We start from the raw sequence: 18,203 nt of genomic DNA, 5'->3' as shown, positions 1-18,203 counted from the left end.
CCCGTCCATGGCCGGTGTTGCAAGCGCCGCCGGCTTAGGCATGATGCGCCCGTTCTGCGCCAGCCGAGGAGGCACACCGAATGATTTCCGTCAGGTCTCTCTGTTCCATCGCGCTCGTGCTCGTTGCCAGCGGCGCCGCCGGCTGCAAGGAGGACCCGCCTCCTCCCCAGCCGGAGCCGGCAAGCTCCGCGGCGGCGAACAAGGGTAAGGCGAGCCTGCGGACGCCCGTGTCGCCGCTCACGAAGGTCGACCCGCAGTCGCTGAAGGAGTACCGCGTCGACGTCTGCTACTTCGGGACGCTCTCGCTGAAACAGGCCCGCGACACGTACCTCGCGAGCCTCGGCAAGGACGAGCCCAGCGAGAAGAAGATCCCGAAGTTCGGCACCGAGGAGCAGGCGAAGGCCGGGGACGCCCCGAAGGGCTTGCTCCCCGCCAAGCCGCCCGTGCCCGGCGCCGCCGCCGCCAAGACCGGGCCCGGCAAGGACGACCGCCGGCCGTTCAACTTCAGCGCGCGCGCGCCGCACGAGCGCAACGCGCGCGCCTGCACCGTCGCCCTCAGCCTCAAGGACCCGGCCATGCCGGACGTGGACACCGCGCTCGCCGAGTACGCGCCGTTCGCGACCGATCTCGCGAAGACCATCGCCTCGGCGGCCAACTACTACCAGCGCGAGGAGTACAAGAAGGACAGCTTCGCGAAGGGCAAGGAGCTCCACGCGAAGCTCATCGCCGACTTCCAGAAGCTCGACGCGCACTCCGACAAGCTCGGCCTCGTGGTGTCCGCGTGGCACTCGTCGCACATGCCCGACCTCGCGAAGGCGGACGAGGGCCAGAAGGCGGCGATCACGGCCCTCGAGGACGCGCGCGCGCTCATGGTGATCCTCTCCAGCAAGAACGTCGACCCCGCGGCGGTGAAGACCGCGCTCCAGAAGGTGGAGACGTCGGCGGCAGCGCTCAAGGCCCACGGCACGACCCACCAGACCGACCCGTGGTCCAAGATCATGACGCCCGCGCTCGACGGCTTCCTCCGCGACGTGAAGGCGGCCGAGCCGAAGCTGACGGGCCAGGGGATCTCCTCGCCCGCCCTGTTCCTGCCGGTCGTCACGAGCTTCGTGTCGGTGATCGAGGGCAAGCACCGGGCGCTCTCGCGCTCGCTCATCGCGAAGGGCCAGGCGGCGACGCGCGAGGCCGCCAGGGCCGCGAAGCCGGCCGCGCCGGCCGACGCGCCGGCCGACGCGCCGCAGAAGGAGTAGCGCGCCCCGGGCGGCGCTCCCCGGAAGGGAGGCGCCGGCGCCCGCGCGCTCTGAACGCGCCGCGCCTCCCTCCGGGGGCGCGGGCGCGATCAGAGCGGGCGGCCGGTGCGGCGGGAGATGGCGAGGCGGTAGAGCGCCTCGTACTGCCGCGCGGCGTGCGCCCAGCCGAAGTTCTTCTTCATCGCCCGCAGCTGCATCGTCCGGAAGTACGCCGGGTCGGCGCGGTAGAGGTGCACCGCCCAGGCGACGGTGTTCCCGAGCGCCATCGACGACATCTCCTCGAACTTGAAGCCCGTGACGTTGTTCTCGACCGTGTCGTCGAGGCCGCCGACGGCGCGCACGACCGGCAGCGTCCCGTAGCGCTGGCTGTAGAGCTGGTTCAGGCCGCAGGGCTCGTAGCGCGACGGCATGAGGAAGAGGTCGGCGCCCGCCTCGATGCGGTGGGCGAGCCCCTCGTTCATGCCAACGTGGACACGGAGGCGATCGCTCGAGCCGGCGATCCGCGAGAAGAGGTCCTCGGCCCAGCGCTCGCCGGAGCCGAGGATCACGAGCTGGACGTCGAGCGACAGGATATGGTCGAGCGCGCCCGCGAGGATGTCGATCCCCTTCTGGGTCGCCAGGCGGCTGATGAGCCCGAGGAGCGGGACGTCGGGGCGCTCCTCGAGGCCCATCTCGCGCTGGAGCGCCGCCTTGCAGAGGCGCTTGTCGCCCAGATCCTCGGCCGAGTACGTCGCCGCGATGTGGGGATCGGTCGCGGGGTTCCAGATGGAATCGTCGATGCCGTTGAGGATGCCGATGACGTCGGTGCCGCGATCCCGGAGCACGCCGTCGAGCCCCTCGCCGCCTTCCCACGTCTGGATCTCCTGCGCGTACCTGGGCGAGACCGTGGAGACGAGCGTGGCGTTGTAGATGCCGGCCTTGAGCAGGTTGATGCTGTCGTACGCCTCCAGGCAGAACCTGTGGAACTGATCCCAGCCGAGCCCCGTCGTGGGGAGCTGCGTCTTGTTGAACCAGCCCTGGTAGCCGAGGTTGTGGATCGTCAGCACCGACGCGGCGCGCGCGAGCGGCGAGCGGTGCTCGAGGACGTTGAGGTAGAGCGGGACCAGGGCCGTCTGCCAGTCGTGGACGTGGACGACATCCGGCCAGAAGCCGAGGGCATGGCAGAGCTGCAGCGCGCCGCGCGACAGCAGCCCGTAGCGGGCGAGGTTGTCGCCGAACTCGCCGTGCGCGTCCCCGTAGATGCCGTCGCGATCGTAGAACACGTCGTGCTCGAGCAGGTACACGCGGGGCGCGCCGGGGGTCCCGGGATCGAGGCGCGTCTCCCAGATGCCGGTCCACGCCTCACCCCCGCCGAGCGGCACGCCGAGCGGCTCCGGCAACCGGTGCGGCATGAAGCGCTCCGCCGGAGACGACCCGTCCTCGCCCTGCGCCGCGGCGCTCGCCGGCGTGTCGGCGGCCTTCGCGGCGCTCGCCCCGCTGCCCCCGGCCTGCTGCTCGGCGAGCGCGATCTGGCGGGCGAGGTAGCGCTTGGCGACCCGGTAGGCCGGCATCACGACGCGCACGTCATGGCCAGCTGCGGCAAGCGCGATCGGCAGCGCGCCCGCCACGTCGGCGAGGCCACCGGTCTTGCTGAAGGGGACGCATTCGGACACCACGAAGAGAATTTTCATGCGCGGCATGGACATGGAAGGAGGGAGCGCGCCCCAGATCAAGGCGAGCGCGTCGCGTCCCTTCTACCAGCTTCACGAGCGATCTTGACCACGCGATCGACAGAGCGGGCGAGTCCGAGCGCCGACGTGTCCACCACGAAGTCAGCCTGCTCATAGAGCGCGCGCCGCGCCTGGAAGAGCGCCCTGAGCTCCTTCATGGCGTCGGCCCGGTTGGCCATGGGGCGCGCGTCCCCCTGCTCGACCACGCGGCGCCAGTGGTCCTCGGGCTTCGCCCGCAGCCAGACCGTCACCGCGCAGCGCCGCAGCCGCTCGAAGGTCGCCGGATCGGTCACCAGGCCGCCGCCCGTGGCCACGATCCCGTGGGCGCGCGCGTCGGCGAGCCGCGCGAGCTCCTCGCGCTCCAGCCGCCGGTAGTACGCGTTTCCGTGGATCTCGAACAGGGCCGCGAGGCTCATCCCGGCGCGGGCCGCCACGAGCCCGTCGAGCTCGAGGAAGGGCGCCCCGAGCCGCGCCGCCGCGCGGCCGCCGATCGTGGTCTTGCCGGCCCCGCGCATGCCGAGCAGCGCGACGAGCACCCCGCCGGCCGCCCCCGCCTCGCCCGATGACGGGCCGCGCGACGCCTCCTCCTCGACGAGCTCGCTCGCCGAGAGCAGCGCGGCGGCCGAGGTGCGCAGCGCGCGGCCGATGTCCTCCAGCCGCACCACGGACACGTTCGCCCGACCGCTCTCGAGCAGCACCAGGAAGCGCTCGCTCACCCCGGCGAGCTCGGCGAGCTCGCGCAGGGTGAGCGCGAGCTCCTGGCGACGCTGCCGGAGCCGCCCGGCGAGGTGCGCGAGGATCGGCGACGCACCACCGCCGGCGTCGTCCGCGACGGCCTCCGGGCCCTGGCTCTGCTGGACGCGCTCCCGAGGCGATGTCTGGCGGGGCGGCATCTCTTTGATGCACTATATTTCATGAGAACCGCGTCATCAAGAACTATACTGCTTGACTGAGACCCGTCGCGGTGGTGGGCTCGTCGGGTATGGACGCGACCACCTCTGCTCCTTCGGCGGCGTCGGAGCCGCAGACCCGAGCCCGGGAAGAGGGCTCATCCGGCGAGGGCGCGCCCCTCCGCTTCGAGACCGAGCCGGGCCGTTACCGGCACTGGAAGCTCTCGTTCGAGGGGGCGATCGCGCGCGTGGCGATGGACGTCGACGAGGACGCGCCGATGCGGCCCGGCTACCAGCTGAAGCTGAACAGCTACGACCTCGCGGTCGACATCGAGCTCGCCGACATCGTGCAGCGGCTGCGCTTCGAGCACCCCGAGGTGAAGGCGGTGGTCGTGACGAGCGCTCAGCCGCGGATCTTCTGCGCGGGCGCGAACATCTACATGCTCGGGTCGTCGTCGCACACGTTCAAGGTCAACTTCTGCAAGTTCACGAACGAGACGCGGCTCGCGCTCGAGGAGGCGTGCTCCGAGAGCGGGCAGCGCTACCTCGCGGCGCTGAACGGCGTCGCGTCGGGCGGCGGCTACGAGCTCGCCCTCGCGTGCGAGGAGATCTTGCTGTGCGACGACGGGAGCAGCGCCGTCTCGTTCCCGGAGACGCCGCTGCTCGCCGTGCTGCCGGGCACGGGGGGGCTCACGCGGCTCGTGGACAAGCGCAAGGTGCGGCGCGACCTCGCGGACGTGTTCTCGACGCTGGCCGAAGGGGTGCGCGGCAAGCGCGCGCAGGAGTGGGGCCTCGTCGATCGCTCGATCCCGAGGAGCCGCTTCGATCAGGCGGTGGCCCAGCGCGCCGCCGAGCTCGCGGCGGCGACGCCGGACAGGCCGGGGCCGGGGGTGAAGCTCGCGCCGCTCGAGGCGCGGCGCGCCGAGGACGGCGACGCGTCCACCTGCGACTACCGCCACGTCTCGCTGAAGGTCGACCGCGCCGCGCGGACGGCGGAGATCCGCGTGCTTGGGCCGGACGGCGACGGGCCGGCGGACGCCGCCGGGATGCGCCGGGCCGGCGCGGACCTGTGGGCGCTCCGCGCGTTCCGCGAGCTCGACGACGCGCTCCTCGATCTCCGCTTCAACCACCCGATGGTGGGCCTCGTCCTCCTGAGGACGACCGGCTCTCCGGACGCGGTGCGGGCCGCGGACGAGGCGCTGTGGGCGAGCCGGGACGACTGGTTCGTGAAGGAGGTCCTGCTCCACATGCGGCGCGTGCTCAAGCGGCTCGACCTCACGGCGCGCAGCGTGTTCGCGCTGATCGAGCCGGGCTCGTGCTTCGCGGGGAGCCTGTTCGAGCTCGCCCTCGCGGCAGACCGGTCCTACATGCTGGACGGCGGAGAGGACGCGTCGCCCACATCGGCCGCGACGATCGCGCTGAGCTCGCTCAGCTTCGGTCCGCTGACGATGTCGAACGGCCTGACGCGGCTCGCGTCGCGCTTCCTGGGCGCGCCGGAGCGCGCGGCCGCGCTGAAGGAGAGGACGGGCCTCCTGTCCGCCGGGGAGGCGCTGGAGGAGGGCCTCTGCACCTTCGCGCCGGACGCGATGGACTGGGATGACGAGGTGCGGCTCGCGATCGAGGAGCGCGTGAGCCTGTCGCCCGACGCGCTCACCGGGATGGAGGCGAGCCTGCGCTTCTGCGGGCCGGAGACGATGGAGACGAAGATCTTCTCGCGGCTGTCGGCCTGGCAGAACTGGATCTTCCAGCGCCCCAACGCGGTGGGCCAGCGGGGCGCGCTGACCATGTACGGGCGCCCGGAGCGCCCCGAATTCGACTGGAGGCGGACGTGAGCGCAGTCATCAACTCGGACAGGATCCCGAACAACGTCGACCTCGCGTCGGACAAGAAGCTCCAGCGCGCCCTCGAGGCGTGGCAGCCGAAGTTCATCGACTGGTGGCGGGAGACGGGGCCCGTGGGCTTCCAGGCGGACGACATCTACCTGCGCACGGCGATCAGCGTCGATCACGAGGGGTGGGCGCACTTCGACTACGTGAAGATGCCCGAGTACCGCTGGGGCATCTTCCTCGCGGATCGGGTGCCCGATCGGAAGATCGGCTTCGGCGATCACCTGGGCGAGCCGGTGTGGCAGGAGGTGCCCGGGGAGCTCCGGAACATGCTGCGCCGGCTGGTGGTGACGCAGGGGGACACGGAGCCGGCGAGCGTGGAGCAGCAGCGGCTGCTCGGCCAGAGCTGCCCGAGCGTCTACGACCTGCGGAACCTGTTCCAGGTGAACGTCGAGGAGGGGCGGCATCTCTGGGCGATGGTGTACCTCCTGCAAAGCCACTTCGGCCGCGACGGCCGGGAAGAGGCGGAGGCGCTCCTGGAGCGGCGGAGCGGCGACCCGGACAAGCCGCGGATCCTGGGCGCCTTCAACGAGCCGTGCACGAACTGGCTCTCGTTCTTCATGTTCACCTACTTCACGGATCGCGACGGCAAGTACCAGCTGCTCGCGCTCGCGGAGAGCGGCTTCGATCCGCTGTCGCGCACGACGCGGTTCATGCTGACCGAGGAGGCGCACCACATGTTCGTCGGCGAGACGGGCCTGCTCCGCATCGTCCAGCGGACGTGCGAGCTGATGAAGCGCAACAAGAACGAGGACGCGCGCGCCGAGGGCGGCGTCGATCTGCCGACGATGCAGAAGTACCTGAACCTCTGGTACTCGGTGTCGCTCGATCTCTTCGGCGGGGAGATCTCCTCGAACGCCGCGTCGTTCTTCGCCTCGAGCGTGAAGGGCCGGGCGAAGGAGGAGTCGTACGAGGATCACCGGGCGATCGACGGCGCCTACGCGCTCGACGTGCCCGTGGCGGCGGCGGGCGGCGCGGTGTCCGGGTGGCGGCGCGAGGAGGTGCCGCTCCGGAACGCGATGAACGAGGTGCTGCGCGACGAGTACGTGAGCGACTCGCAGCGCGGGATCGACAAGATGAACCGGGTGATCGAGGAGGCGGGCGTGCCGTTCAGGCTGCGGCTGCCGAGCCGACGCTTCCACCGGAGCTCGGGGATCTACGCGGGGCTCCACTTCGACGTCGACGGCGACCCGCTCTCGAAGGAGGCGTGGGAGCGCCGGCGCGACGCGTGGCTGCCGACCGCGAGCGACGAGGCGTACGTGAGGAGCCTGATGGAGAAGCCCGTGTTCGATCCGAAGCAGATGGCGAACTGGATCGCGGCGCCGGCGAAGGGGCTCAAGGGCAAGCCCGTCGACTTCGAGTACGTGCGGCGCAGCGGCTAGGCGCGCGGCGAGCGCTGCTCGGCCGGGGCGGCGCGCCGGCGAGCTGCGCTCACCCCGAAGGAGCGCCCGCGTCCACGGGCGGGGGGGCGCCCGCGTCCACGGGCGGCGGCGGCGCCTTCTTCGGCGGATCGCCGTGCTCGGAGGCGAGCTTCTTCACGAGGGCGTCGAGGAGCACCTGCTCGTGGTACTGCGGCATCGCGGGGAGCTGCACGGCGACGTGCACGCCGGCGCGGCCGTTCACGACCTCGATCGCGCCCTGCGTCACCCTGCCGCCGCTCTCCGGGCTCCTGTACTCGAAGAGCAAGTAGCCGCTGGAGACGTCCTTCTCGACGATCTTGAAGCCGAGATCGACGCGCACGAGGCGCAGCGCCGTACCGAAGGTCTGCTCGAAAGTGTAAGGCGACTCATGGGCGACGCTGGCGCTGGCGGGCCTCGCGCCGAGGCCGCTGGCCAGGGGGACGGCCAGCGCGACGAGGAGGAGCGCGATCGACGGGAGGCGGCGCATGATCGCGGCGTAGAGGGGTCGGCGGCGACGGGCCAAGTTCCTTGCCAGCGCGCGCGCGGGTATGCTGGCGTCGACGTCGATGGACCGACCCTACGTCGAGCAGCTCCGCATCCAGGGCTACGGCTGCGTCCAGGATGCGACCCTGGAGCTCACGCCGCTGCACGCGCTCATCGGGCCCAACGACAGCGGCAAGAGCACCGTGCTGCGCGCGCTCCGGACCCTCTCCTCCGTCCTCGAGCGGGCGCTCGGGGCGCCGGCGCCGGACCCGCTCGGGCGCGGCGCCCCGGCGAGCAAGGCCCACGGCGGCGCCGTGTTCGAGGTGTCGGCGGCGAGCACGACGTGGCGCGTGGAGCTCGACGCCGCAGGGCGGGTCCGCTCGACGTCGTTCCCCAGAGACCTGGAGCCCCCTTCCTTGCTCGACGACGCCGACGAGGACGAGGGCGCGAACGGCGGGCCGAGCCCTGAACGCCCCGCCCCGGACATCGTCCAGGCGCTGCGCGGCACGCAGATGCTCCGCCTCGACCCGGACGCGCTGAGGGCCCCGCACCCGCTGATCCCCGACGGGCGGCCGCTCTGCTTCGCCGACGAGCGCGGCACCGGCCTGCCGGCCCTCTACGATGCCGTCATCAGCCGCGACCTGTCGGCCTACATCGAGCTGAACGAGGAGCTCACCCGCCTCTTTCCCAGCGTGAGGAGCCTCCACCTCGCCAACCCGAGCTCCACCACGAAGGCCATCGGGGTGAAGCTCGAAGGCGGCGCCGTCGTGCCGGCGGCGCTGATGAGCGAGGGGATGCTCTACTACCTCGCCTTCGCGGCGCTGCCGCACCTCGATCCGATGCCCCTGCTCCTCGTCGAGGAGCCCGAGCACGGGCTCCACCCCGCGCGCATCGCCGACGTCATGCGCGCGCTGCGCATCGTCTCCGAGAAGACGCAGGTCCTCCTCGCGACGCACAGCCCGCTCGTCGTGAACGAGCTCCAGCCCGAGGAGGTCACGGTCGTCACGCGCGCGGGCGAGCAGGGGATGAGGGCCACGCGCATCCTGGACACGCCGGGCTTCGAGGACCGGGCGAGGGTGTACGCGCTCGGCGAGCTCTGGCTCAGCTACGCCAACGGCGCGGACGAGGCGCCGCTCCTCGGAGGAGGCCCGCGGCCGTGATGAAGCCGCTCGAGAGGACCCGGGTCTTCCTCGTCGGCGAGGGCGAGAACGAGCTCGGCAGCCGGGCCGGGGCCCCGGCCTACCAGTCCGACAAGCACCCCGGCGTGCTCTTCACGCTGCTCTCGCGCGTGCAGCCGAGCGGGTGGGTCGTCGGCGGCGCCCGCGAGTGGAAGAGCATCCGGAAGTACCAGGCGCGCGGCGCGGCCCACGAGGACACGCGCCACGTGCTCGGGGCGGCCATCGACGCGAAGGAGGCAGGGTGCGACGTCCTCGCGTTCTCTCGCGACATCGACCGCGATCCGGCGCGCCGCGAGGCGATCGCGGAGGGCATCCGGCGCGTCTCGTCGAGCCTGTCCTCGCCGCCCGAGGTGATCGGCGGCGTGGCCGTGCCGGCGCTCGAGGGCTGGATCCTGGCGCTCCTCGGCGAGAAGGCGACCGAGGAGCTGTCGCCGCTCCGGGCGCATGCGATGCTCGCGGCGAAGGGCATGATGCCCGGCGACGGCGCCGCGATGGTGCGCGTCGCGGAGGACGCCGACCTCGACGCCGTGCCCCAGGACGCCGCCTCGCTCGCGGAGTGGCTCGCGCGCGCCCGCGCCGTGCTGCCGCGGCGGACCGGCCGCGGCGTGAGGTGAGCCGCTCAGCCGGTGCGCTCGACGACCGCGCGGGGGAAGCCCGGCCGCGCGGCGCGGCTCACCGGCGGCACTGCGGCGCCGCGGAGAGCGCGGCCCTCGCCGCCTCGCGCAGGCCGTGCGGCGTGTCCTTGTCGAGCAGCGGCTTGAGGCGCGCGGGCAGATCCGCCGGGTGCACCGCCCCGAGCGCCGCGAGGGCCGCCGAGCCGAGCCGCTGATCGCCCTCGCCGATCGGCGCCTTCGCCCGCAGCGCGAGCCGCGTCCACAGGTCGACCGAGCTCGCGTCGCACATCGCCCCGAGCGCGAGGATCGCGCGCGCGCGCACCTCGACGTCCTCCGCCTTGTCCTCCGCCCGGTCGCGCACGGCCTCGATGTGCGCGGTCGCCCTGTGCGCGCCGAGGCCGTCGAGCGCGTGCCGGCGCACCTCGGGCGATCGGTCGGCGAGCGCCCCGACGAGCGCCCGGTCGCCCGCCAGCGTCGCCGGCATCGCGCCGATCGCGAGCGCGGCGCCGCCGCGGACGAACGTCCACGGGTCCGAGGCGAGCCGCGCCGCGAGCGCCTCGGCCGCGCCCGCGGGCAGCTTCGCGCCGGCGGAGGCCGCGCGCGAGAGCGCCACGATCGCCGCCTCGCGCACGCGCACGTCCGGATCGGAGGCCGCCGCGAGCAGGTCCGGCGCGAGGGCCGGCACCTCCGCCGCGACCTCGGCGGCGCGGAGGCGCACGTGCGGGTCCGCGTCCTTCCGGAGCGACGCGCGGAGGTACGCCTCGGCCGACGCCTCGCCGGCGCGGGCGAGCGCCGCGGCCGGCGCCTGGAGCAGGTAACGCCGCGCGAAGGGCGCGGAAGCCGCGGACGCGAGCGCCTGGAACGCCGCGCTGCCGCCTCGCACCCGCCCGAGCGCCGGCCCGAGCGCGCGCAGCAGATCGAGCTGCGTGTCCTCCGGACGGGCGCGGAGCCTTTCCATCTGCACCTCCTCCTCGACGACGGGAGCGGCCCGCCCGTTCCGCGACGCCAGCGCGAGCGCGGCCCTGAGATCGCGCCGCGTCGCGCCGCGCGCCCCGGGGAGGGCGTCGAGCAGCGCCGGGATCGCCTCCGCCGGCGCCACGAGCGCGAGCTCCCCCGCCGCCGCCACCTTGGCCGCGGCTCCGCCCTCCTTCACGATCTCCGCCAGCGCAGGCGCGGCCGCGCGCCCGCAGCGGCGGATGCGATCGCGCGCGTGGTGGAGCTCGGGATCCGGCTCGGGCGCCGCGGCGCGGGGGGCGCGCGCAGGCGCGGCCGCCGCCGCGCCGGACGTGGGCCGCGCGGCCGCCGCCGCGCCGGACGCGAGCCGCGCGGTGAAGAACGGGATCTGCGCCGCGCACGGCGCCGCGTCGATCACGCCGCGGGCGAGCTGCCTGCCCGCCGCGTCGAGCTTGTCGTAGCCGGCGATCGCCGCATCGATCCCCTCCGGTCCGCTGCGCGCGAGCAGCGCCGCCGCCGCCCTGGATCGCTCGCCGCCGCCCGCGAGCGCGCCCACGAGCGTCCCCGGGCCCTGGCCGTCGAACGCCGTGCGCGCCGTGACCTCGGCGATCGTGACGCGCACCTCCGGAGCGGACGGCGCGCCGCGGTCCTCCGCGCCTCGCGGCGCGTACGCCTCGTCGAGGACGACGGCGAGGCACGAGGCCCTGATCTCCTCGGGGAGCTTCACCTCGTAGCCGGCGGAATCCTTGAGCCACGCGTCCTCGGGCAGGCTCACCTGGAAGAGCCGATCGGGCGTCGCCACGAAGAGCGTGCGCGGCGCGGCGCCGCCCTCGACGCCGTCGGGCGGCTTGATGCGCAGGCCGAGGCCCGTGATCCCGACCTCGTCCGCCGACGAGAACGACACGAACTCGCCCCGGCCCGCGCCCACCTTGCCCTCGGACCACGCGGTCTTCGGGTCGCCGTCGGCGATCTCCGCGAAGCGCTTGCCGACCGCGCTCGAGGCCGCGGTCGGGCGCAGCAGCCGGAAGGCGGGCGCCGCCGCGTCGGCCTCGCGGCGCTCCGCGGCCAGCTTGCCCGCGGCGCGGCGCTCCTCGGCCGGGAGGTTCTGGAAGCTCGCCCCCTTCACGAGCGTCATCGTCCGGGGATCGACCTCGCTCGCCCCGACCAGCGCAGGTCGCCCGCAGATCGTCACGTCCTCGCGCAGCTGCCCGACGAGCACGCGGCTGCCGCTGCCGAGCGGCTCCACGACCACGGCGTCGCTCCGCGCCTCGCCGTGCTCGCCGATCGCGACGCCCGTCCAGCCGCTCCAGAGCACGATCGGCTCCGTCCCCTTCCCCGCGAGCGGCGCCGCGAGCAGCATCGCCCAGCTGCCGCTACCGGCGCCCGGCGCGCTCGCGGAAGCGGGCTTGCCCGCGGCAGGCGCCTCGATCTTCGCGAGGCGCTTGCCGCCGGGCAGCGTGATCGGCACGACGCGCGCGCTGCCGAGCAGCGGCGCGACCTCGGAGGGCACGGCGAGGACCTTGCCGCCGTCGAGCGCGCACGCGGCAGCCGCAGGACAGGCGCGGGCGGTGATCCCGCCCGGATCGATGCGGACGGCGAGCGCTTGCTGGCCCGCCGCGTGCGGGAGGACCACGGGCGCGACCTGCGCGGCGGCGTTGCCGAGGAGGGTCGACGAGGCTGCGATCACCCCGACGGCGGCGCCGATGCGAGGCCGCCGGGAACGAAACGGCGATCTGCTCATGCGCGCCATCCTAGTTCCGCGTGTCAGAAATCCAGCCAGGGATTGCTGACGCGCGGAACTAGGGCGGCCGCGAAGCGGGCGCCGGGGTTCGGGGCAGAGCCCCGAGGAAACAAAACTAGGGCCGCCCGCGCGAAGCCGCCGCGAAGCGGCGCAGAAGTCCGGCCGACCCTGGCCGGACTTCTGGCGGGCGGAACTAGTCGCGTCGGGCAGCCGGGCTCTCGAGAGTTGAGCCCCTCGTCCAGGGCGCCACGGTGCGCCCGACCGCGCTGCGCCGCGTCGTCCGGTCGGGCCCACCGCGCGCCGCGGCGGGCCCGCGCCCTCGCTACTTCGGCGTCTCGGCGGCGGGGATCCAGAAGCCGCCCTCGTCCGGCGGCGTCATCCCGAGCGCCTTCGGGAGCACGTTCGTCCAGCCCGCCACCGTCTCGAGCAGGTAGATCTCCGCGCCGGCCTCGATCTCGCCGACCGCCTTCTCCTTCACGTCGCGCCGCGCGCGGACCGGGATCGCCCGCGTCGCCTTCACGATCGGCGGCGCCTTGTCGAGCGCGAGCTGCGCGCCGGCCACCGCGGTCGTCGGCGGGATGTACTGATCCATGATCTCGCCCTTCTTCAGCGGCTCCAGATCCTTGAGGCGCGCCCAGGCGTCGATCGTGAGGTCGCCCCGCGACATCAGGTGGACGAACCCGGACTTGGCCTCGGTGCTCCAGAAGAGCTGGGCCGTCCCCTCCAGCATCCTCAGCGTGAAGATCACGTCGCCGTCCGGGCGATCGAGCAGCTCGATCGTCGACGTCTTCATCAGGTAGCCGCGGGCGCTGCCGGGGACCTCCATCTTCACGGGGGAGCTGCGCTGCAGCGAGAAGGCGTCGCACGCGGCCGAGCCCTTCGCCGTCTGCCGCTCGGACCCGGAGATCGAGAGCTCGGCGCGGAGCGAGTCGCCCGTGGCCGCGACGAGCTTCACCTTCTGCGCGCTCGAGATCCAGATGTGCCCCTGGATGACCGGGATGTCGCGCGTCGTGTACACCGCGACGTCCGAGGGCGCGATGTAGCCGTCGAGCCGGAGCGCCGGCGAGCCCTCCGACGTGCTCAGCCTCGCCCGGCCTGCCGACGGGTCCGCCGGGATCGCGCTCAGCGTCATCGGGACCAGCGCGCCGGTGAAGTTCGCGATCGCCCGGCCGCCGCTCGGCGCGTCGTGGAGCCGGGCGCCCTTGTTCACCGGCGCCGTCCCCTTCAGCTTGCACGTCGGTCCCGACACCGCCGCCTGCGCGGCTGCCCCCGTCACCTGCGCGGCCGACACCGCCACCTGAGCGGGCTCTGCCCTCGCCTCGGAGATGGCCGGCGTTCCCGGGAGCCCTCCACCGCAGAGCACCGCCCCAAGAGCCAGAAGACCAAGTCCCAGAACGTCGCTTCTCATCCACTTCCTCCGACGTAGACGGGCAGTCCCGCTCGAGGCGATCCCGGGCGCGGTCCCCTCCTGTCGAGTCTCTCTGGTGCCGTCGGCCTCCTGCGCGGCGGCGTACGGCAAGACCGCCCGGGCGCCCCGGGCCGTCCTTGCCGTTGGTCGGATCATCCTAGCGGATCATTCAGGCCTCGCCCGAGAAAGGTCTCCGTCGCAGCGCTTCCGTCATTTCGGGTGTATGGAGCAAGGCGCCCGACGCGGCACGCGCCGGGTAGCCCGGCTGGACGCTGCCCGCCTCCCCCGGAGCTACGCCATGCACGCATTCGATCTCGCCTTCGCCTCCCCCCGCAAGCTCCCGCGCGCCCGCGATCTGCGCGGCAACGTCGCCGTGCTCGACATCGCCTTCGCCTCGGAGGCGGGGGGCAAGAGCTTCGAGACCGTCACGCTCCCCTTCATCCAGGAGCTCGGGCCGCGGCTCGGCGCCTGGGTCGACCACCACGACAGCGCCCACCACGCGCGCTTCGCGGGCGACCCCCGCTTCGTCCTGTCGACCAAGGCCGAGCACGGCGCCTGCCCCGAGATGATCACCCCGGAGGTCGTCGCCCGCGCCGGGCGCGTCGACACCCTCGTCTGCCACGTCGACTTCGACGGCCTCGCCAGCGGCGCCAAGTGGATGCGCGGCGGCGTCGAGCCCTACCCCGGCTGCGACGAGGACGCCCGCGCCATCGATACCCGCATCGGCGTCCCGGGCCCCGCCGCCACCCGCATGGACCGCGCCCTCCGCGCCCGCCCCCGCGACCAGGCCCTCTTCGGCCTCATCGTCCGGCACCTCGCGTCAGGCCTCTCCGACCCGTCGCTCTGGACCCCCATCGACCAGGCCGGCTCCGAGCTCGCCACCATGGAAGCCGAGACCCGCCGGATCGCCCTCCGCTACGAGCGCATCGAGCCAGGCCTGGTCCTCGTCGACGCCTCCCAGCGAGGCGGGCCCTACGACAAGACCCTGCTCCTCCTCATCGGGCAGGAGCGCGCGCCGATCTCCGTCGTCGTCGACAACGACAGCGTCACCTTCGCCGCCCGCTTCGACAGCGGGGTGAACTTCCTCGAGACGTTCAAGATCTCCGGAGGGATGCCGACCCGCATCTCCCTCCAGCGCTCCAAGCTCAAGGAGTCGCTCGTGGCGCTCGGGGTCAAGCCGACCGACGCAGGCCGGCTCGCCGCTCCCCCCTGACCCTCCCCCGCTTCCCATTCCCCGGCTTCACCGACATCGTTGACGCTGTGGGCCCCGGCTGCTACGGGCATTTCAGATTTGCAAATTGCAATTCTGCAATGACCGCGTGACCTGAGGCTTCACGCCTTCGCCGAGCACGAGGGGTATGGCAGCGAGAAACTTGTCTTCGACGTCGAGCAGCGGTGTCGACGAGCTCCTGTTCCGGAACGACGCTGTTTCGCTCTGTCTCCTGGTCAACCGACGGCACCGGACGCTCCGCATCATCGACTTCCGGGCGGGGCCGACCCCGTCGAAGCGAAACTTCGTCCTGTCGGCCGCCAAGCGCGAGGGGGTCGAGAAGATCTACACCCTGGTCGAGCGCGACGAGGTGCCGACCTGGACCCGCCTCGGGTTCGTCCGGGAAGGCTCGATCCCCGGGTTCTACAAGCGCAGCGACGCCTGGATCCTCGGGGCGGTCGTGTCCGAGACGTCGCCTTCGCGGAGCGAGGAGGGCGGCGACGACAGGGCGGGCTCGCCGGCGGTCCTGCTCGCGGAGCGCACGATCGCCCGCGCGAGGCGGCTGCTCCGGGAGGGCGAGGGGCGGCCGCTGCCCGCGATCAAGATCGCGCCGGCGAGCGCCGTCGAGCTGCGGCGGGCCGTCGCGGTCGCGCAGCGAGCCGGGCGGGCGCTCACGGGCTTCGAGCCGTTCGGGCGCGACGCCGTGCGGACGGGCTATGTGCTCTCCGCGCGGGGCGGCTTCACCCTCCACGCGGCGTGGGAGATGCAGTCGTGCTTCGGGAACTCGTTCCTCGAGATCCTCTCCTCGCCGCGCCACGAGGCGGAGCGGCTCGCCACGACGGCGGCCATCGGCGCCCTGTGCGATCGCCTCGTCGAGGAGAAGGCGGTGAGCACGTTCACCTTCGCCCCCGCGGACGACCAGGAGCTGTGCGCCGCCCTCCTCGCCAACGGCTTCCGCCGCTCGGCCGTGCTGGCGCGCCACCTCGTCGTCGGCCGCGCCCGCAAGGACGCCATCCTCTGGGCGAAGAAGCTCGTCGCGCCCGAGGCCTGAACCGCCGCGCGGCGGCGAGGCTACGGCGTGAGCGTGACCTCGTAGTCCTCGATGACGGTGTTGGCCAGCATCTCGTCCGCCATCTTCTTCAGCCGCTGCTCGAGGTCGGGCGCGCTGCCGAGCGAGGGGTCGAGCTCGATCTCGATGATCTTGCCCACGCGCACCCCCTTCACGCCGGGGAACCCGAGCGAGGTGAGGGCGCGCTTCACGGCGTCGCCCTGGGGATCGAGGACCTCTTTCTTCAGTCGGACGGTGACGACGGCTTTCACTGGCTTTGCTCCAAGCGCTCTTTTCGCGACGCTAGCACGGGCGCGGGCGCGCCCACCTACACTCCAAGGTTGCGCGGAATGCGCACGGCCGGGTCCTCGAGGTCGGGGACGAACGCCGCGCCGGTGATCCGCTCGAACGCCTCGATGTAGCGGCGGGACGCCTCGATCCGGACCTCGTCGGGGATCGGCGGGATCGGCCCGTCGCCCTGGAAACCGCGCGCGGCGAGCCAGCGGCGCACGTACTCCTTGTCGAAGGACTCCGGGTCCTGGCCGGCCGCGAAGCGCTCGTCGTAGGTGGAGGCGAACCAGAAGCGGGACGAGTCGGGGGTGTGGATCTCGTCGATGACGACGATGTTCCCGTTCCGGTCCTTGCCGAACTCGTACTTTGTGTCGACAAGGATGAGCCCCCGATCCGCGCAGAAGCGGGCTCCGTGCTCGAAGAGCGCGAGGGCCATCCCGGCGGCGGCGTCGAAGTCGCCCGGCGCGATCGTCCCGAGGGCGAGGATCTCCTCGCGCGAGGCGGAGAGGTCGTGCCCGCCCTTCGGCGCCTTGGTGCTCGGGGTCAGGATGGGCCGCGGCAGGCGCTCGTTCTTGCGGAGGCCGTCGGGGAGCCGGTGGCCGCAGAAGACGCGCTCGCCGCGCGTGTAGTGCGTCCAGATGCTTGTCGAGGTCACGCCCGTCACGTAGGCGCGCACCACCATCTCGACCGGCAGCGGCGTGCACTCGATCGCCTCGAGGACGTTCGGGTCGGGCTGGGAGATCATGTGGTTCGGCGCGACGTCCCGCGTGCGCTCGAACCAGAAGGAGGAGAGCCGGTTCAGCACCTGCCCCTTCAGCGGCAGCGTGCCGAGCACGCGGTCGAAGGCGCTGATGCGGTCGGTGACGACGAGCAGGCGCCGGCCGTCCGGCGTCGTGTAGCAGTCCCGCACCTTGCCCTCGTAGCGGGCGAAGGGGCCCGCGAGCGAGGTGCGTTCGAGCACCCTGCCGAGCGCGGTGCGCAGATCGTCCTCGGTGACCATGGGGCGCGGCTTACCCGGCCTCGCGGGGCGAGTCGACAGGTTTCCGTAGACGCCGGCCGAGTTCCTCCCCCTCCGCGCCCCGCCCGGGACCCCCGTTGGTCTCCGGCCGGGGGGGTGGTAAAGGCCCGCCCATGGCAAACCGAAAGAAGATCGCACTCATCGGCGCCGGGAACATCGGCGGGGAGCTCGCGGCCCTCATCGCGCGCAAGGAGCTCGGGGACGTCGTGCTCTTCGACATCCCCCAGAAGGCCGACTTCGCGAAGGGCAAGGCGCTCGACCTCGAGCAGAACGGCGCCGTCCTCGGCTACGACGCGTCGATCAAGGGGACCTCGAGCTGGGCCGACTGTGCCGGAGCCGACGTCCTCATCATCACGGCCGGCATCCCGCGCAAGCCGGGCCAGAGCCGCGACGACCTTGTCGCGACGAACCTGCCGATCATCCGCAGCGTGGCGGACGGCGCCAAGGAGCACTGCCCGAACGCGCTGGTGATCGTCATCTCGAACCCGATCGACGCGATGGTGTACGAGTTCAAGCGCCGCACCGGCTTCCCGCGCGAGCGCGTGCTCGGCATGGCGGGCGTGCTCGACAGCGCGCGCTTCCAGCTGTTCCTGGCGCGCGAGGCGAACGTGTCCGTGAAGGACGTGCGCTCGATGGTCCTCGGCGGCCACGGCGACGACATGGTGCCCATCCCCTCGGCGTGCACGATCAACGGCGTGCGCGCGACCGAGCTCATCAGCAAGGAGAAGCTCGACGCCCTCATCGCGAGGACCCGCAAGGGCGGCGGCGAGATCGTCCAGCTCATGGGGACGAGCGCCTACTACGCGCCCGCCTCGAGCGCCGTCGCGATGGCCGAGAGCTTCCTGCTCGACCAGAAGCGGCTGCTCCCCGTCGCGGCGTACCTCGACGGCGAGTACGGCTACAAGGACATCTACATGGGCGTTCCGGTCATCCTCGGGGGCAAGGGCATCGAGAAGATCGTCGAGCTGTCGCTGACCGCGGAAGAGAAAGAGATGCTCGCGAAGAGCGCGAAGAGCGTCCAGGGCATCACCAACGTGGTGAAAGCCGCGAGCTGACGCCCTGCCCGGATCGATTCCGGGCTCATGAAAGAGAAGGAGCCACGGAGAGGGCACGGAGACCACAG

Annotated in this window: 15 protein-coding genes; 8 read left to right on the top strand and 7 right to left on the bottom strand. The window is 72.7% G+C overall.

The window, feature by feature from the left end:
• Positions 1 to 80: 80 nt before the first annotated feature.
• The gene (locus tag WMF17_RS06360; RefSeq protein WP_437648679.1) at positions 81 to 1,250 is read left to right on the top strand and encodes a DUF3829 domain-containing protein; all 1,170 of its coding nucleotides are present in this window, start codon (positions 81 to 83) and stop codon (positions 1,248 to 1,250) included.
• A gap of 89 nt (positions 1,251 to 1,339) precedes the next feature.
• On the opposite strand, the gene WMF17_RS06355 is transcribed toward WMF17_RS06360, so the two are convergent.
• Both WMF17_RS06355 and WMF17_RS06350 read right to left on the bottom strand, forming a co-directional pair.
• Positions 1,340 to 2,929, bottom strand: a complete 1,590-nt coding sequence (locus tag WMF17_RS06355; RefSeq protein ID WP_437651297.1) for a glycogen synthase — start codon at positions 2,927 to 2,929, stop codon at positions 1,340 to 1,342.
• 29 nt (positions 2,930 to 2,958) lie between these two features.
• Complete coding sequence (locus WMF17_RS06350) at positions 2,959 to 3,852, bottom strand: shikimate kinase (protein ID WP_437648678.1); 894 nt, start codon at positions 3,850 to 3,852, stop codon at positions 2,959 to 2,961.
• Between the two features lie 89 nt (positions 3,853 to 3,941).
• On the opposite strand from WMF17_RS06350, the gene boxC reads away from it, so the two are divergent.
• A complete protein-coding gene (boxC, locus tag WMF17_RS06345; protein ID WP_437648677.1) occupies positions 3,942 to 5,681 on the top strand; it encodes a 2,3-epoxybenzoyl-CoA dihydrolase in 1,740 nt (579 codons plus the stop codon).
• Entirely contained in the window at positions 5,678 to 7,117 is a 1,440-nt protein-coding gene (gene boxB, locus WMF17_RS06340; RefSeq protein WP_437601054.1) for a benzoyl-CoA 2,3-epoxidase subunit BoxB, read from the top strand. Before boxC ends, boxB begins: the two co-directional genes overlap by 4 nt.
• Before the next feature lie 49 nt (positions 7,118 to 7,166).
• On the opposite strand, the gene WMF17_RS06335 is transcribed toward boxB, so the two are convergent.
• Positions 7,167 to 7,622, bottom strand: a complete 456-nt coding sequence (locus WMF17_RS06335; RefSeq protein ID WP_437601053.1) for a hypothetical protein — start codon at positions 7,620 to 7,622, stop codon at positions 7,167 to 7,169.
• A 79-nt stretch (positions 7,623 to 7,701) separates the two neighbouring features.
• Between WMF17_RS06335 and WMF17_RS06330 the strand changes: the two genes are divergently transcribed.
• Both WMF17_RS06330 and WMF17_RS06325 read left to right on the top strand, forming a co-directional pair.
• Complete coding sequence (locus tag WMF17_RS06330; RefSeq protein ID WP_437648676.1) at positions 7,702 to 8,778, top strand: AAA family ATPase; 1,077 nt, start codon at positions 7,702 to 7,704, stop codon at positions 8,776 to 8,778.
• Entirely contained in the window at positions 8,778 to 9,410 is a 633-nt protein-coding gene (locus WMF17_RS06325) for a hypothetical protein (RefSeq protein WP_437604217.1), read from the top strand. Before WMF17_RS06330 ends, WMF17_RS06325 begins: the two co-directional genes overlap by 1 nt.
• 58 nt (positions 9,411 to 9,468) lie before the next feature.
• Here the strand turns inward: WMF17_RS06325 and WMF17_RS06320 are convergent, their stop codons facing one another.
• Together WMF17_RS06320 and WMF17_RS06315 are read right to left on the bottom strand one after the other, a co-directional pair.
• Positions 9,469 to 12,105, bottom strand: coding sequence for a HEAT repeat domain-containing protein (locus WMF17_RS06320; RefSeq protein WP_437648675.1), 2,637 nt, complete (start codon positions 12,103 to 12,105; stop codon positions 9,469 to 9,471).
• Between the two features lie 322 nt (positions 12,106 to 12,427).
• Entirely contained in the window at positions 12,428 to 13,513 is a 1,086-nt protein-coding gene (locus WMF17_RS06315) for a hypothetical protein (protein ID WP_437648674.1), read from the bottom strand.
• A 298-nt stretch (positions 13,514 to 13,811) separates the two neighbouring features.
• On the opposite strand from WMF17_RS06315, the gene WMF17_RS06310 reads away from it, so the two are divergent.
• Together WMF17_RS06310 and WMF17_RS06305 are read left to right on the top strand one after the other, a co-directional pair.
• Positions 13,812 to 14,726, top strand: coding sequence for a hypothetical protein (locus tag WMF17_RS06310; protein WP_437648673.1), 915 nt, complete (start codon positions 13,812 to 13,814; stop codon positions 14,724 to 14,726).
• Positions 14,727 to 14,871: 145 nt separating this feature from the next.
• On the top strand, positions 14,872 to 15,774 hold the full coding sequence (locus tag WMF17_RS06305; RefSeq protein ID WP_437648672.1) for a hypothetical protein: 903 nt from the start codon (positions 14,872 to 14,874) through the stop codon (positions 15,772 to 15,774).
• 20 nt (positions 15,775 to 15,794) lie between these two features.
• Here WMF17_RS06305 and purS read toward each other — a convergent pair whose 3' ends face one another.
• Together purS and WMF17_RS06295 are read right to left on the bottom strand one after the other, a co-directional pair.
• Entirely contained in the window at positions 15,795 to 16,043 is a 249-nt protein-coding gene (gene purS, locus WMF17_RS06300) for a phosphoribosylformylglycinamidine synthase subunit PurS (RefSeq protein ID WP_437487201.1), read from the bottom strand.
• 56 nt (positions 16,044 to 16,099) lie between these two features.
• Positions 16,100 to 17,062, bottom strand: coding sequence for a phosphoribosylaminoimidazolesuccinocarboxamide synthase (locus WMF17_RS06295; protein WP_437648671.1), 963 nt, complete (start codon positions 17,060 to 17,062; stop codon positions 16,100 to 16,102).
• Between the two features lie 131 nt (positions 17,063 to 17,193).
• Here WMF17_RS06295 and mdh point away from each other — a divergent pair, with 131 nt between their 5' ends.
• A complete protein-coding gene (gene mdh, locus WMF17_RS06290) occupies positions 17,194 to 18,135 on the top strand; it encodes a malate dehydrogenase (RefSeq protein WP_437648670.1) in 942 nt (313 codons plus the stop codon).
• Positions 18,136 to 18,203 lie beyond the last annotated feature (68 nt).

The organism is Sorangium sp. So ce362 (genome assembly GCF_051519845.1).
Lineage (GTDB): Bacteria > Myxococcota_A > Polyangia > Polyangiales > Polyangiaceae > Sorangium.
Note: the sequence above shows the minus strand (reverse complement) of the source record. Positions and strands in the feature narration are given on the sequence as shown.

Excerpts from the sequence above, each read along its gene's own strand:
- WMF17_RS06360 (WP_437648679.1), top strand. The coding sequence starts at position 81 with ATGATTTCCGTCAGGTCTCTCTGTTCCATCGCGCTCGTGCTCGTTGCC.
- WMF17_RS06355 (WP_437651297.1), bottom strand. The coding sequence starts at position 2,929 with ATGCCGCGCATGAAAATTCTCTTCGTGGTGTCCGAATGCGTCCCCTTC.
- WMF17_RS06350 (WP_437648678.1), bottom strand. The coding sequence starts at position 3,852 with ATGCCGCCCCGCCAGACATCGCCTCGGGAGCGCGTCCAGCAGAGCCAG.
- boxC (WP_437648677.1), top strand. The coding sequence starts at position 3,942 with ATGGACGCGACCACCTCTGCTCCTTCGGCGGCGTCGGAGCCGCAGACC.
- WMF17_RS06335 (WP_437601053.1), bottom strand. The coding sequence starts at position 7,622 with ATGCGCCGCCTCCCGTCGATCGCGCTCCTCCTCGTCGCGCTGGCCGTC.
- WMF17_RS06330 (WP_437648676.1), top strand. The coding sequence starts at position 7,702 with ATGGACCGACCCTACGTCGAGCAGCTCCGCATCCAGGGCTACGGCTGC.
- WMF17_RS06325 (WP_437604217.1), top strand. The coding sequence starts at position 8,778 with ATGAAGCCGCTCGAGAGGACCCGGGTCTTCCTCGTCGGCGAGGGCGAG.
- WMF17_RS06320 (WP_437648675.1), bottom strand. The coding sequence starts at position 12,105 with ATGAGCAGATCGCCGTTTCGTTCCCGGCGGCCTCGCATCGGCGCCGCC.
- WMF17_RS06315 (WP_437648674.1), bottom strand. The coding sequence starts at position 13,513 with ATGAGAAGCGACGTTCTGGGACTTGGTCTTCTGGCTCTTGGGGCGGTG.
- WMF17_RS06310 (WP_437648673.1), top strand. The coding sequence starts at position 13,812 with ATGCACGCATTCGATCTCGCCTTCGCCTCCCCCCGCAAGCTCCCGCGC.
- WMF17_RS06305 (WP_437648672.1), top strand. The coding sequence starts at position 14,872 with ATGGCAGCGAGAAACTTGTCTTCGACGTCGAGCAGCGGTGTCGACGAG.
- WMF17_RS06295 (WP_437648671.1), bottom strand. The coding sequence starts at position 17,062 with ATGGTCACCGAGGACGATCTGCGCACCGCGCTCGGCAGGGTGCTCGAA.
- mdh (WP_437648670.1), top strand. The coding sequence starts at position 17,194 with ATGGCAAACCGAAAGAAGATCGCACTCATCGGCGCCGGGAACATCGGC.